Annotated in this window: 16 protein-coding genes and 1 riboswitch; of the genes, 11 read left to right on the top strand and 5 right to left on the bottom strand. The window is 74.7% G+C overall.

The genetic code is table 11. The annotated features are described in order from the left end of the window. The first annotated feature begins 60 nt into the window (after window positions 1–60). The 5 genes from KBX37_RS12630 (at window position 61) to KBX37_RS12610 (ending at window position 6,367) form a co-directional block, all read left to right on the top strand. Window positions 61–1,053 (top strand): alpha/beta fold hydrolase, encoded by a 993-nt coding sequence (locus KBX37_RS12630; RefSeq protein WP_210776094.1) that lies wholly within the window; start codon window positions 61–63, stop codon window positions 1,051–1,053. 132 nt (window positions 1,054–1,185) lie between these two features. Continuing rightward, on the top strand, window positions 1,186–3,303 hold the full coding sequence (locus KBX37_RS12625; protein WP_210776093.1) for an AAA family ATPase: 2,118 nt from the start codon (window positions 1,186–1,188) through the stop codon (window positions 3,301–3,303). A 194-nt stretch (window positions 3,304–3,497) separates the two neighbouring features. Then, window positions 3,498–4,412 carry a cation diffusion facilitator family transporter gene (locus KBX37_RS12620; protein WP_210776092.1) on the top strand — a complete coding sequence of 305 codons (915 nt, stop codon included), beginning with the start codon at window positions 3,498–3,500 and terminating at the stop codon, window positions 4,410–4,412. Between the two features lie 141 nt (window positions 4,413–4,553). Continuing rightward, window positions 4,554–4,685, top strand: a riboswitch (cyclic di-AMP (ydaO/yuaA leader). 4 nt (window positions 4,686–4,689) lie between these two features. Beyond that, on the top strand, window positions 4,690–5,742 hold the full coding sequence (locus KBX37_RS12615; RefSeq protein WP_210776091.1) for a hypothetical protein: 1,053 nt from the start codon (window positions 4,690–4,692) through the stop codon (window positions 5,740–5,742). 118 nt (window positions 5,743–5,860) lie between these two features. Beyond that, window positions 5,861–6,367, top strand: coding sequence for a hypothetical protein (locus KBX37_RS12610; RefSeq protein WP_210776090.1), 507 nt, complete (start codon window positions 5,861–5,863; stop codon window positions 6,365–6,367). Between the two features lie 13 nt (window positions 6,368–6,380). Here the strand turns inward: KBX37_RS12610 and KBX37_RS12605 are convergent, their stop codons facing one another. After that, window positions 6,381–6,860, bottom strand: coding sequence for an SRPBCC family protein (locus tag KBX37_RS12605; RefSeq protein WP_247657834.1), 480 nt, complete (start codon window positions 6,858–6,860; stop codon window positions 6,381–6,383). 147 nt (window positions 6,861–7,007) lie between these two features. On the opposite strand from KBX37_RS12605, the gene KBX37_RS12600 reads away from it, so the two are divergent. Then, window positions 7,008–7,145: a hypothetical protein gene (locus tag KBX37_RS12600; RefSeq protein ID WP_210776089.1), complete on the top strand. Its 138-nt coding sequence runs from the start codon at window positions 7,008–7,010 to the stop codon at window positions 7,143–7,145. Between the two features lie 151 nt (window positions 7,146–7,296). On the opposite strand, the gene KBX37_RS12595 is transcribed toward KBX37_RS12600, so the two are convergent. Further along, on the bottom strand, window positions 7,297–7,665 hold the full coding sequence (locus KBX37_RS12595; protein WP_210776088.1) for an STAS domain-containing protein: 369 nt from the start codon (window positions 7,663–7,665) through the stop codon (window positions 7,297–7,299). Window positions 7,666–8,002: 337 nt separating this feature from the next. Here KBX37_RS12595 and KBX37_RS12590 point away from each other — a divergent pair, with 337 nt between their 5' ends. Continuing rightward, window positions 8,003–8,143, top strand: coding sequence for a hypothetical protein (locus KBX37_RS12590; protein ID WP_210776087.1), 141 nt, complete (start codon window positions 8,003–8,005; stop codon window positions 8,141–8,143). Between the two features lie 121 nt (window positions 8,144–8,264). Then, window positions 8,265–8,663 (top strand): hypothetical protein, encoded by a 399-nt coding sequence (locus KBX37_RS12585; RefSeq protein WP_210776086.1) that lies wholly within the window; start codon window positions 8,265–8,267, stop codon window positions 8,661–8,663. A 105-nt stretch (window positions 8,664–8,768) separates the two neighbouring features. On the opposite strand, the gene KBX37_RS34430 is transcribed toward KBX37_RS12585, so the two are convergent. Both KBX37_RS34430 and KBX37_RS12575 read right to left on the bottom strand, forming a co-directional pair. Next, window positions 8,769–8,963 carry a cellulose binding domain-containing protein gene (locus tag KBX37_RS34430; RefSeq protein ID WP_210776131.1) on the bottom strand — a complete coding sequence of 65 codons (195 nt, stop codon included), beginning with the start codon at window positions 8,961–8,963 and terminating at the stop codon, window positions 8,769–8,771. Next, window positions 8,950–10,683: a hypothetical protein gene (locus KBX37_RS12575; RefSeq protein ID WP_247657843.1), complete on the bottom strand. Its 1,734-nt coding sequence runs from the start codon at window positions 10,681–10,683 to the stop codon at window positions 8,950–8,952. The genes KBX37_RS34430 and KBX37_RS12575 overlap by 14 nt, the downstream gene beginning before the upstream one ends. Before the next feature lie 173 nt (window positions 10,684–10,856). Between KBX37_RS12575 and KBX37_RS12570 the strand changes: the two genes are divergently transcribed. Genes KBX37_RS12570 through KBX37_RS12560 form a run of 3 tightly spaced genes read left to right on the top strand, consistent with a single transcriptional unit; the run spans window position 10,857 to window position 12,635 of the window. Continuing rightward, entirely contained in the window at window positions 10,857–11,537 is a 681-nt protein-coding gene (locus tag KBX37_RS12570) for a BON domain-containing protein (protein ID WP_210776084.1), read from the top strand. 55 nt (window positions 11,538–11,592) lie between these two features. Next, window positions 11,593–12,090 (top strand): redoxin domain-containing protein, encoded by a 498-nt coding sequence (locus KBX37_RS12565; RefSeq protein WP_210776083.1) that lies wholly within the window; start codon window positions 11,593–11,595, stop codon window positions 12,088–12,090. Then, window positions 12,087–12,635 carry a DsbA family protein gene (locus tag KBX37_RS12560; protein WP_210776082.1) on the top strand — a complete coding sequence of 183 codons (549 nt, stop codon included), beginning with the start codon at window positions 12,087–12,089 and terminating at the stop codon, window positions 12,633–12,635. The genes KBX37_RS12565 and KBX37_RS12560 overlap by 4 nt, the downstream gene beginning before the upstream one ends. 61 nt (window positions 12,636–12,696) lie before the next feature. Here KBX37_RS12560 and KBX37_RS12555 read toward each other — a convergent pair. Beyond that, the coding region (locus KBX37_RS12555; protein ID WP_210776081.1) for a helix-turn-helix transcriptional regulator at window positions 12,697–13,014 on the bottom strand (318 nt) is incomplete at its 5' end.

Below are 13,014 nucleotides of genomic sequence, written 5' to 3'. Positions count from 1 at the left end.
GCCGGTGTTACCGCCGGGTCAACCCGGTAGGAGGGGACCGGACGGCCCGGGGAGGTCACGATGTCGGAGCAGCAGCAGGTACGGCTTCCCGACGACGTGCGCCTGCACGTGGAGGTGACCGGGTCGCCGGACGCCGAGGTCACCGTGATCATGCTGCACGGCTGGACGCTGGACGGGCGGGCCTGGCACCGGCAGCTCACCGACCTGACGGCCCGCTTCGGCCGGCGGGTCCGGGTGGTGACCTACGACGCCCGCGGGCACGGCCGGTCCAGCTGCATGGCCCTGCGCACGGCGACCCTGGCCCAGCTCGGGGACGACCTCGCCGCGGTGGTCGACGCGGTGGCCCCGACCGGCAGGGTCGTGCTGGTCGGCCACTCGATGGGCGGGATGACGGTGATGGAGTACGCCCACCGCCATCCCGAGCACTTCGCCGCCCGTACCGCCGGGCTGGTCTTCGTCTCGACCACCGCCGAGGGGCACACGCACACGGTCTACGGGCTGTCGCCGCGCATCGCCCGGCTGATCCGGATCGCCGAGACCACCGGCGCCGGGGTGCTGGCCCGCTGCGGTTCCTGGCGCCCGCCACGGGCGCTGCTGCGCGCGCTGCGGCCGAGCATCCGCTGGATGCTCTTCGGCGACCGCTGCGACCCGTCCGACATCCGCCTGGTCACCTCGGCGGTGGCCCGCGCCTCGCTGCGCTCGATCGGCGGGTTCCGCGCGTCGATCGGCGCCCAGCACCGGCTGGAGACGCTGGCCGAGCTGGCCCACCTGCCGGCGGCGGCGCTGGTCGGCGACCGGGACCGGCTCACCCCGCCGCCCTGCGCGGAGTCGATCGCCGCCGCGCTGCCGGTGACCGAGCTGACCGTCTGCCCCGGCGCCGGGCACATGCTGATGATGGAGCGGCCGGACGAGGTGAACGCCGCGCTGGCCGGGGTGCTGGACCGGGTGCTGGCCGACGCGCCGGAGATCGACCCGGCCGAGACCGGAGCCACGGAGATCGGCCGGACCGGGCCGACGACGACGGGCGCGACGGAGCCGGTTCCGGCCGGCTGAGCGGCCCGTGGAGGGTGGCGGACGTCGCGGGACACGGTATGGCCCCGAAGGGGGGTGGCAGGCTGCCCGTACCCTCATTCCGCCTGGCGTGCGCCCGCGCCCGGCCGCCGCCGTCGCACAGGAGCCGTCACGTTGACCGACCAGACCACCCTGGAGCAGGAGATCGCCGCCGAGCAGCGGCATCTCGACCGGGTGTACGCCCGCCTGGCCGAACTGCGCCGCTCGGCGGCGCAGGCCGAGAAGGAGGGCTACCGGCTGGCCCGGGTGGGCAACTTCGGCGCGCTGGTCGAGCGGGACGCGATGGTGTTCCACGCCGCGCAGCGACGGTACGTGCTGGATGCCGAGCACGAGGGGCTGGTCTTCGGCCGCCTCGACCTGCGGACCGGCCAGGTGCTGCACGTGGGGCGGCTCGGCGTGCGGGGCGAGAACGCCGAGACGCTGGTCGTGGACTGGCGCGCCCCGGCCGCCGCCGCGTTCTACCAGGCGACCCCGGCCGAGCCGCTGGGCGTGGTACGGCGGCGCACCATCCAGTCGTCGGCCGAGAAGGTCACCCGGATCGAGGACGACCTGCTCGACCCGGAGTCGGCGCCGGCCGAGATGGCGGTGGTCGGCGACGGGGCCCTGCTGGCGACCCTCTCCCGGGCGACCGGCCGGGGGATGCGCGACATCGTGGCGACCATCCAGCAGGAGCAGGACGAGGCGATCCGCTCCCCCGGCTCCGGGGTCACCATCGTCTCCGGCGGCCCGGGCACCGGCAAGACGGCGGTCGCCCTGCACCGGGCCGCGTACCTGCTCTATTCCGACCGCAGCCGGTACGCCGGCGGCGGCATCCTGGTGGTCGGCCCGTCCTCGGTCTTCGTGGAGTACATCGCCTCGGTGCTGCCCTCGCTCGGCGAGGAGACCGCCACGCTGCACTCGCTGGGCTCGCTCTTCCCGGGCATGTCGGCGACCCGGACCGACCCGCCGGAGGTGGCGGCGGTGAAGGGCTCGCTGCGGATGCGCAAGGTGCTGGAGCGGGCGGTGCGCGACGCGGTGCCGGGCGGGCCGGACGAGCTGCGCCTGCTCTACCGGGGCGAGCTGCTCCGGCTGGAGCGCCGCGAGCTGGACGGCTTCCGGGACCGGGCGCTGTCCCGGGGCGGGCGGCGCAACGAGGTCCGGCGGGTCGCCTTCGACGCGGTCCTCGCGGCGCTGTACGCCCAGGCCCGCCGGCTGGCCGTCACCCGGTTGCCGGAGCAGCGCGCCTTCGAGGACGAGATCATCGACCGGCCGGAGTTCCGCGAGTTCCTCAAGGCGTGGTGGCCCCGGCTGCACCCGCGGCACGTGCTGGGCTGGCTGGCCCGGCCGGAGCGGCTGCGCCGCTACGCCGGCGGCATCCTGTCCCGGGCGGAGACCGCGCTGCTGGTCGAGGCGTACCGGGCGCTGGACGCACAGGGGCTGACGGTGGCCGACGTCGCGCTGCTCGACGAACTGGACGCGCTGCTGGGCAAGCCGGTGCAGCCGGCCCGGGCCAAGCGCGACCCGTACCGGCTGGCCGGTGGCGTCCGCGAGCTGAGCACGTTCGCCGACCGGCAGCGGGCCGCCCGGGCGGCGGCCCGGGAACGTCCGGAGGACTACCGCGACTACGCGCACGTGGTGGTGGACGAGTCGCAGGACGTCTCGCCGATGCAGTGGCGGATGATCGGCCGGCGCGGCCGGCTCGCCTCCTGGACGGTGGTGGGCGACCCGGCGCAGACCGCCTGGACGGGTGACCCGCAGGAGCTGGACCGGGCCCGGGACCAGGCGCTCGGCCGGCGCCGGCGGCACCGCTTCGCGCTGACCACGAACTACCGCAACTCGGCGGAGATCTTCGCGGTGGCGGCGGCGGAGATCCGCCGGCTCTACCCCGACCTGGAGCTGCCGACGGCGGTCCGCTCCACCGGCGTGGAGCCGGTCGCGCTGACCGTCGCCGCCGACCGGCTGCCGGCAGCGACCGTGCAGGCGGTGGACGCGCTGCTCACCGAGGTCGAGGGCACGGTCGGCGTGATCACGCCGGTGCCGCGCCGCGACGAGGTGGCCGGCTGGCTGGGCGGGCGCGGCGGCTCCCGGCTCCAGGTGGTGACCAGCCTCCAGGCCAAGGGCATGGAGTACGACGGCGTCGTGCTCATCGCCCCGAGCGAGATCCGGGCCGACCCCGGCTCGGGCGTGCGCACCCTCTACGTCGCCCTCTCCCGCGCCACCCAGCGCCTCACCACCATCGACCCCACCCCCTAACAACCCCACCCGCGCCCGCCCCGCGTCGCGCCCCCGAGCCCGCACGTTCAGAGAAAGAGGGGCCTCCGCGCGCGGAACAGCCACGCTTTCTCTGAAAGTGCGGCCGATGAAGGATGGGTGTGGGGGTTAGTTGCATACATAGCGATGTGAGCATAGATTGGGTTCGGGCCGCCGGGGCGACGGAGGGTGTGGGCGTGGGCGCAGGTCATGACCACCACGGGTCGGCAACAAACGCGGCGCACCGCCACCGGGGGCGACTCTGGGCGGCCTTCGCGCTGCTCGCCGTGCTGATGGTGGTCGAGGCCGTCGCCGCGTTCGGCACCGGCTCGCTGGCCCTGCTCTCCGACGCCGGCCACATGTTCACCGACGTGCTCGGCATCGGCATGGCGCTGGCCGCCATCACCGCCACCCGGCACGGCGACCGGGACCCGCAGCGCACCTTCGGGCTCTACCGGCTGGAGGTGCTGGCCGCGCTCGCCAACGCCGTCCTGCTCAGCGGGGTGGCGATCTACGTGCTGATCGAGGCGGTCCGCCGGTTCGGCGACCCGCCGGAGGTGCGGACCGGGCCGATGCTGGCGGTGGCGGTGCTCGGCCTGCTGGCCAACCTCGTCGCGTTCGCGCTGCTGCACGAGGGGGCACGGGAGAGCATCAACCTGCGCGGGGCGTACCTGGAGGTGCTCGGCGACCTACTCGGCTCGCTGGGCGTGATCGGGGCCGCGCTGCTCATCGCCGGCACCGGCTGGTGGTGGGCCGACCCGGCGGTGGCGGTCGCGATCGGCCTGTTCATCCTCCCCCGCACCTGGCGACTCGGCCGCGCGGCGGTGCGCATCCTGGTCCAGGCCGCCCCGGAGCATCTGCAGGTGACCGCCGTGCACGACCGGCTGACCGCCGTCCCCGGCGTCGCCGAGGTGCACGACCTGCACGTCTGGACGCTCACCTCCGGCATGGAGATCGCCTCCGCCCACCTCACCATGGCCCCCGGCGCCGAGGTCGGCACGGTGCTGGCCGCCGCCCGCACCGCCCTGCACGAGGACTTCCACATCGAGCACGCCACCCTCCAGATCGAGCCGGGAGCCGCTCCCGGCGCCTGCGGGCAGGTCGAGTGGTGACGAAATCGGACACCTATTGTCCCGTTGTGCCACCTACACCAGGATTCACTCCAGTACCCTCAGTCACGAAACGGGCGGGTGTCACACCCGTACCGGTAGGCTCGGTCCCGGCCTCCGCCAGGCGGCACCCTCCGGTGCCGGCGGTGGCCGCCGCCTAATCGCCTGCCAGGGCGAGCCGGGGAACCATGTTCGTGGGGTGCATCCGCGTCAGCGGTAGGGATCTTCCGTCCCGAACCCGTCAGCTAACCCGGTCGGCGGCTGACGGAAGGACATGTGCATGCACGTACGAACTACCACCGCACGACTGGCGGCCGCGGTCGTCGCGGCACTCGCCCTCGGCGTGTCGTCCGCGCCGGCCCCGGCGACCGCCGCTCCCCCCGCCACCCGGCTCGCCGCCCCCGGCGACCCCGAGGGCGGCACCCCCGCGCTGCGCGCCCAGCTCGACGCGGCCAGCAAGGGCTGGATCGACGCCAAGGCCGCGCTGGAACGCTCCACCAAGCGGCAGCAGGAGCTCGGCAACCAGCTCAAGACGATGGAGTCGGAGCTGACCGTCCGGCAGGGCAAGGTCGGCGAGATCGCCGGCGTGGCGTACCGGACCGGGCGGCTCGGGCCGGTGTCGGCGCTGCTGAACAGCTCCAGCCCCGAAGGCTTCCTGGACCGGGCGGCGGCGCTGGAGACCGTCGCCTCCAACGAGGACCGGGAGCTGCGCAACCTGCTCCGGACCCGCGACGACGCCACCCGCACCCGGGCCGCGCTCGACAAGGAGATCGTCGAGGAGCGCAAGCAGGTCGCGGTGATGGCCAAGCGCAAGCAGCAGGCCGAACGGGCGCTCGCGGTGGCCGCCGCGGACAAGCCCGCCGCCAGCACCGGGGGCTCCAACGCCGGCACCTCCACCGCCAACGCCCGGCCGGCGCCGCGCAACCCCGACGGGTCCTGGCCCTCGGAGTCGTGCAGCGTCAACGACCCGACCCCGGCCAACGGCTGCATCACCCCACGCATGCTCAACGCGCTCCAGCAGAGCCAGGCGGCCGGCTTCACCCGGTACGTCTCCTGCTACCGCCCCAGCGGCTCCGGCGAGCATCCCAAGGGCCGGGCCTGCGACTTCGCCGCGCAGAAGAGCGGCTTCGGCGGGGACGCGACCGGCGGCGACCGGACGTACGGCAACAACCTGGCCGCGTACCACGTCCGCAACGCCGACCGCCTCGGCGTGCTCTACGTGATCTGGTACCGGCAGATCTGGCTGCCCAGCAGCGGGTGGAAGTCGTACAGCGGGGCCGGCGGGGACCCGTCCAGCGACCACACCAACCACGTGCACCTGTCGGTCTACTGACCGACCGGCGGCGGGGCCCGACCGAGGCGGACGGGCCCCGCCGTACGCGCGCCGACGTACCCGGAGTGTCGTCGCCCGGCCCACGACGCAAGCGCGACGGCCGGGCGAGCATCGAGGCATGACCCGACTCTCCCCCGACGGCCGCAAGACCCTGCTCACCCTGCACCTGGTGACCGCGCTGGGCTGGCTCGGCGCGGACCTCGTGCTGCTCAGCCTCGGCATCGCCGGGCTGCGCGGCGCCGACCCGGGCGTGGTCTACCCGGCGGCGGCGCTGGTGGCGACCTGGCTCTTCGCGCCGCTGAGCGTGCTGGTCTGGGTGATCGGCGTGACCAGCGCGCTGCTGACCCCCTGGGGGCTGCTGCGCTGGCGCTGGGTGGTGGTCAAGCTGGTGCTCACCACGGTGATGATCGGCCTGGTGCTGTTCGCGCTGACGCCGAACCTGCGCGCCGCCGCCGGACCGGACGCCACCGCACACCAGCGCATCGACGTGGTGGTCGCCCCGGCGGTCTCCACCGGCCTGCTGGTCACCATGACCGTGATCTCCACCTGGAAGCCGTGGGGCCGCAACCGCCGGGCCGTCCCGCCGCCCCGCCGGACGGCGGCGACGCCCGTCGGCCGCCGCTGAGTGGACGGGGGCGTCAGTTCGGGACCGGGCCGCCGTCGGCCTCCCGGTCCAGCACCGCGCCGAGCCGGCTGGCCAGGCCCAGGTGCGCGGCGCGGGCCTGCCGGAACGCGTACCCGAACAGCGGCGCCGGCGCGGAGAGGGTGATCTCCACGTCGATCCGCAGCACGTCGCCCTCCTCCTGGAGCCGGGTGTGGTTGCGCACGGTCGTGCCGGGCTGCTGCCGGGCCACCGTGACGATCTCGTCGTCGGTGACCACCAGCACGTCGGCCTGGTAGGTGACCGGGAACCGCAGCGGCCCCAGCTCCAGCCGGTCGGTGATGGCGTAGCTCGCCCGCGCGCCCGGACGGGTCGGCAGCCGGCGCACCCGGACGATCAGCGGATGCAGCTCCCCCTGCCGGGCCGGATCGCTCAACAGCGCCACCGCGTCCGCCCGTGAGCAGCGCGCCTGCACCGTGTAGCTGAACGACTCCCGCCGGACCACTCCACCCTCCACCCCTCGTCGGTCGCCCGATCGTCCCGTACGACGGCCGGGCTGGCAATCGCAGGCGGCATGCGAGGCCACCGCCGTCAGCGGCGGCGCCGCGGTCTCCGCCGCCGCCCGGGTACGCGACGCGGAGCGGCACTGGACACCGCCGCCCGGGTGGCGCTGGAGCTGCCGCCCCGGCTGACCGCCGGGCCGGTGGAGAGCGTGCGCAACGTCAACGCCCCGGACCTGCCGCACGGGCGGCTGCGCGGCGTGCGGCGGCCACCCTGGCCAACTTCGGCCAGGTGCAGATGACGGTGGCCGAGTCCGGGCCGGTTTGATCCGCTCCGTTCCGGCGACGTGGCGGGGTCCTCGGGCGCGGGTCACCGCCACATCGGCGACATGGAGTGGATCACCAGCGGCCGGGGACGGTGCTGCGACCCGGCCGGCTCACCGACGACGCGCGTCAGGCGCCGGGGAGGACCTCGGGGGCCGGGGCCGCGGCGCCGGCGAAGTAGGGCTCCGGCGCGCCGAAGAGGCCGAGCAGACCGGTGACCCAGAGCTGCCGGTGGACGAACCGGCTGGGCTCGGTGACCACCAGCTTGACGCCGCTGACCTCGGCCGTCTGGAACCCGGCGACCATCGCGCTGATGCCGACCGAGTCGATGAAGGTGACGAGTCGCATCTTCAGCTCGATCCGGGACGGACGGCCCTTCGCGAGCACCTCGGCGATCGCCTCACGAACCTCGTACGCGGTGTCGACGTCGATCTCCCCTCGCGGAGCGATCTCCATGACACCACCCGGCAGAACCGACTTCACGATCGACAGGCTCACGCGAGCACCTCCACTCGCCCGTTCACGGGCGCCTCATCAGTACGCGGGCCGCGACCGAGAGTATTCCTCCGACGGCCTCGGTCGCCACCCCCCGGGATGAGCAATTCGCGGATCCGGACGGACCGGACCGTTCTTCCCCGGGTTGTTCCTGGTCCCGTTCATTCCAACGAGCGACCGGGTTCGGCCGCTCCAACCGATCCAGGGTAGCGACCCCGGTCCAGTCGATTCCGTACCCGCCCGCCCGGCGAGCCCCGGTGCCGCGCGCCGATCCCCCGGAGTTGCCCCACCCGCCTAGGGTCGGCGGGCGAGGGTTCCACCACGACGGAAGGAACGATCGATGCTCAAGAGACTGCTCGGCCTGGCCGGTGTCGGTGCGCTGCTCGCTCTCGTACTGGCCTGCGGCTTCGGCGGCGGGGACGACGACGATGACGACGACGACGATTTCGCCCGGGGCGTCGCGGTGGTCATGGTCCGCTGAGGGTTCCGAACCGGGTTTGCGGCGCGTCCCGGATGGGCACTGGCGGGACAGGCGACCGTGACGCGCCGCAGACGTCGACGTCCGAAGTGGCCGCAGACTTCGGCACCCCGAGGAGGTACCCATGTTCGGCAGCAACCTGCTGGAGCGCCGCAGCAAGCCGGAGCGGATCACCGACCAGGCCTGGCAGCAGCTGGTCTCGGCGGTCGGTTCCGCCGGTGACAGCGTGCGGGACACGGCGCGGTCGGTCCGCGGCGGCACCCACCTTTCCGACGCCGGTGACCTGGTGGGCTCGGCGGCGGACGAGGCCCGGCGTCGGGCCACGCTCGCCTTCGACGCGCTCGCCGGGCGCCGTCCGGCCCTGCCGTGGACGCTGCTGATCAGCGCGGCGCTGGTCGGGGCCGCGATCGGTTGGGCCGCCGGGACCGCCGCGCGGGCCGCCGGCAGCCGGGACGGTCGGGTCGACGACATCGAGTTCGTCGACGTGGACCGGCCGAACTCACCGGTCGGCCTCGACGGCTGAGGCGACGGCACGCCGGGGACTGCCCGGGTGGATCAGAACGAGGTGGCGGTGTCCGGAACTCCGGACACCGCCACGTCGCACTGCACGGTCGCTCGCGCCGGCCGGTCAGCGGCTGGTGCAGGTGACCGCCGGTACGCCGGTGCTGCCGCTCGAGCTGCCGAGGAAGCCGACGCTGGTGGTGGCGCCGGCGCCGAGCGCACCGTTCCAGCCGGCGTCCCGCACCGACACGGCGGTGCCGGTCTGGGTGTACGAGCCGCCCCAGCGGTCTCTGTGGAAGCGCTCCCAGTCAGCTCGCCCGATCGAGGTGGTAGACCACCGCGTCGCCGACCCGCTCGCGGTGGATGCCCAGCCCGTCGACCGGACGGGCCGCCGCGCCCTGCCACGGCGTGCCGGTCGCGTACCGGGGCAGCAGCACCACCGTGCGCACCCCGGCCGCCCGCAGGTACGCCACCGACCCGGCGTCCGGGAAACCCGCGCCGGCCGCCCGAATCCGCTGCTGACTGTCCGGAGTGAACGAGGCCAGCCCGTTCACCGTGGACGGGAAGCCGTCGGTCGACCAGAGCATCACGTGGTAGTCGCGGATGCCGCCCAGCGGCAGCACCAACACCGGGCCCGCGACGCCACGCAACGCCACCGGCTGCGCCGGCACCGGCACGTGCGGGGTCCGGTTCACCCCCTCGGCCAGCACCAGCAGCGCCGGGAGCGCCAGCGCCACCCGTGCCCACCGACGCCAGTCCCCGCGACCGGCCCCGGCCGGCGGCCGCTCCCGGACCGTCAGCGCCCCGGCGGCCAGCACGCCCAGCAGCAGCGTCGTCCAGAGCACCAGCCGGCCCGGAGTGCGCAGGGCGTCCCAGCCCGGCAGGTGCCGCATCAGGGTCAGGTAGCCCGGGTCGCCGTCGCCGCCGAAGCTGGTCCCCGCCGCGAGGGCGAGGCTGACCAGCACCCCGGCGGCCAGCGCGATCCGCTGCCACACCCGCCAGGCCGAGAAGACCAGCCCGGCCACCGCCAGCGCGATCAGCACGACGCCGGGTAGCAGGGTCATCTCCCCCGGGAAGCCGAGCGCCGCCCGCGCCGCGCCGTGCCGCTCGCCCCACAGCCACGACTCCGGCGGCGCCGTCAGGAAGCCACCGGCCGGCGGGGAGAACATCGCCACCTGCGCGGCCGTCCGCCGGCCGGCCGGGTGGCGGGCCACCACTTCGAGGTACGGCGCCGCCATCAGCAGGCTCACCCCGGCGAACCCGGTGACCCCGGCCAGGTCGGCCAGGAACAGGCCGCGCGGAACCGCCGGCCGGGACCGCCGCCGCCACCAGGTGACGCCGTACGCCCCGGCGACGGCGAGGCCGAGCAGACCCAGGACGTACGCGAACGGCAGGCCGATGCCGAAGCCCAGGGTGACCTGCCAGGCGGCGACCGCCCAACCGGCTCCCGCCCAGCCGGGACGGACCCGGTCGGGCCGGTACCCGTGGCGCAGCGACCAGCCGTGGCCCCGGGCCAGCATGGCCAGCGCGAGGGCCACCCCGCCGATGCTGAGCACGTGCAGGTGCCCGGCCTGGGCCAGCTTCCACGGCGCGTACGCGAACGACGCCCCGGCCACCGCCGCCCCCGCCCGCCCGGCACCCAACTGCCGCGACAGCGCGTACGCCCCGACGAAGGCGAGCGCGTGCACCACCACGTAGAGCAGGTTGTAGCGGACGACGGCGGCCACCGGCCCCTCGCCGATGAGGGCGAACGGGGCGAAGCCCAGCAGGGTGTCCGAGTAGGCGTAGGTGTACGGCTCGGGGAAGAACGTGTTCGAGTGCCAGAGGTGGGCCGGGTCGGTGCGCAGCGCGTGCCCGCCCCAGGCGACCTGCCACGCCTGCAGGGTCGGGTCGCCGGTGTCCTGCGGGAGGGTGCCGGCCGGGTCGCGCAGTGTCGGCCAGGTCAGCGCGGCGGACAGCGGCAGTGACGCGAGCACCACGAGGGTCCACTCGTGCCGGGCCACCCGCCACAGCGCCCGCCCCGCCCGGCGCACCCCGTCCATCGCCCCCGCCAATCGCCGACCGCCCGATCGTGCCCGAGCCCACCCCGGGTTGTCGATGCCCGGCAGCCGGTCACCCGGTGCGGGTGAGGGGCACTCATCCGGTCTGCCGGCAGGATCGCGGTTCGGCGGGCTGTGTGCCCGCCCCGTGTCCCGATCCCGGGAGGAGTGAGCGCATGGCCAGCGCGAGCATCGTGACGCGTACCGACCAGGACATCCAGACCGACGTGCTCGACGAGCTGACGTGGGAGCCCCGGGTGAGCCCGGCCGAGGTGGGGGTCACCGTCGCCGAGGGGGTGGTGACGCTGACCGGACGGGTGGACAGCTACGCCGCGAAGTGGGCCGCCGAGCGGGCCGCGCACCGGGTGGCCCGGGTCCGGGCCGTCGCCAACGACCTGGCCGTGCGGATCACCCCGTCGGCCGAGCGCACCGATACGGAGATCGCCGGGGCGGCCGAGCGGGCCCTGGAGTGGGACGCCTTCGTGCCGGTGGAGGACCTGGAGGTGACCGTCGCCGAGGCGTGGGTGACGCTGCGCGGCCGGGTGGAATGGGAGTACCAGCGCCGGGCCGCCGAGCGGGTGGTCGGCCGGCTCACCGGCGTACGCGGAGTCAGCAACGGCATCACCGTCCGGCCGTCCACCCCGCCGAGCGGCGACGAGCTGCCCGACCGGATCGTCGACGCGCTCGCCCGCAGCGGCGCCACCGAGCCGGACCGGATCAGCGTCCGGGTGTACGGCGACACCGTGGTCATCGACGGCCTGGTGCACTCCGTGCCCGAGCGCGACGAGGTGGAGCGGATCGTCTGGTCCGCCCCCGGCATCCGGGAGGTCCACAACCACGTCACGGTGGGCCGCTGAGACCACCCGGCCCGGGTGAACCGGCTTCACCCGGCCGGCGGGCAACGTGGGAGTCATGACTGATTCCGACGGGCTGATCACACCCGGGAGCCCGGCGCCCGACTTCACCCTGCCGGCCACCCCGGACGGGCGCCGTACGGGCCCCGGGCAGTTCCGCGGCCGGCCGGTGGTGCTCGCCTTCTACCCCGCCGACTGGACGCCGGTCTGCGGTGACCAGATGGCGCTGTACCAGGCCGCGATGCCGGAGTTCGAGCGGTATGACGCGGCGCTGCTCGGCCTCTCCGTCGACAGCATCTGGTCGCACCAGGCCTTCGCCGAGGCCAGGGGGATCACGTTCCCGTTGCTGGCCGACTTCGAGCCCAAGGGCGAGGTGTCCCGCCGGTACGGCGCGTACACCCCGCACGGGGAGTCGGCGCGGGCACTGGTGGTGCTCGACCCGGATCAGACGGTGGCCTGGAGCCACCTGTCGCCGCCGGAGGTGAATCCGGGCGCCGACGGCATCCTCGACGCGCTGGAGCAACTCGTCTCCGATCGGCGGGTGGTGACCCGATGACGACGCCGCTCCAGGTCACCGCCCGGCTGCGCACGCCGGTGGACGGGACCGACCACGTCCGGGGGCCGGTGGACGCGCCGGTCACGATCGTCGAGTACGGGGACTTCCAGTGCCGCTTCTGCGGCGCGGCATACCCGAACCTCGCCGAGGTGCTGCGCCAGCGCACCGCCACCGTCCGGCTGGTCTACCGGCACTTCCCGATCGCCAACGTCCACCCGTACGCGGAGAGCGCGGCCGAGGTCGCCGAGGCGGCCGCCCGGCGCGGCCGGTTCTGGGAGATGCACGACTGGCTCTACGAGCACCAGGACCAGTTGGACCCGGTGCACCTGTCCCTCGGCGTCGAACAGCTCGGCCTGCCACCCGAGGAGGTGGACGCCGAGGTCGAGCGGCAGGCGTATTCCGACCGGGTACGGCGGGACTTCGTCGGCGGGATCCGCAGCGGGGTCAACGGCACCCCCACCCTGTTCATCAACGAGGTCCGGCACCAGGGCGGGCACGACCTGCCGGAGCTGCTCGCCGCCGTGGACGCGGCGGCCGGCGGCTGACCGGGCCGCGCCGACCACCGCCGGGAATCGCACCGCCCGGCGGCGGTCGGCCCGCGCCTCGTCAGATCAGCCGCAGCTCGCGGGCCCGCCGCACGGCCTCGCGCCGGCGGGTCGCGTCGAGCTTGCGGTAGATGTTGCGCACGTGCGTCTTGACGGTGTTGACCGACACCGACAGCTCGCTGGCGATCTCCACGTTGGACAGGATGCTCTGCAGGTAGCGCAGGATGGTCAGCTCCCGTTCGGTCAGCGGCTCGTCCAGCGCCCGCTCCGCGCCGGCGGGCCCCCGGTCGGCGGGCTCGTCGGCGCCCCGGACCAGGTCGCTCACCGTCGGCCAGTGCGCCGTGCCGGAGTCGAGGTGGGCGGCGAGCAGGTCGCGCAC

The sequence above is a fragment of the Micromonospora sp. U56 genome (assembly GCF_018070095.1).
Lineage (GTDB): Bacteria > Actinomycetota > Actinomycetes > Mycobacteriales > Micromonosporaceae > Micromonospora > Micromonospora purpureochromogenes.
The sequence above is the reverse complement of the archived record's forward strand: the minus strand, read 5'-3'. Positions and strand labels throughout refer to the sequence as shown.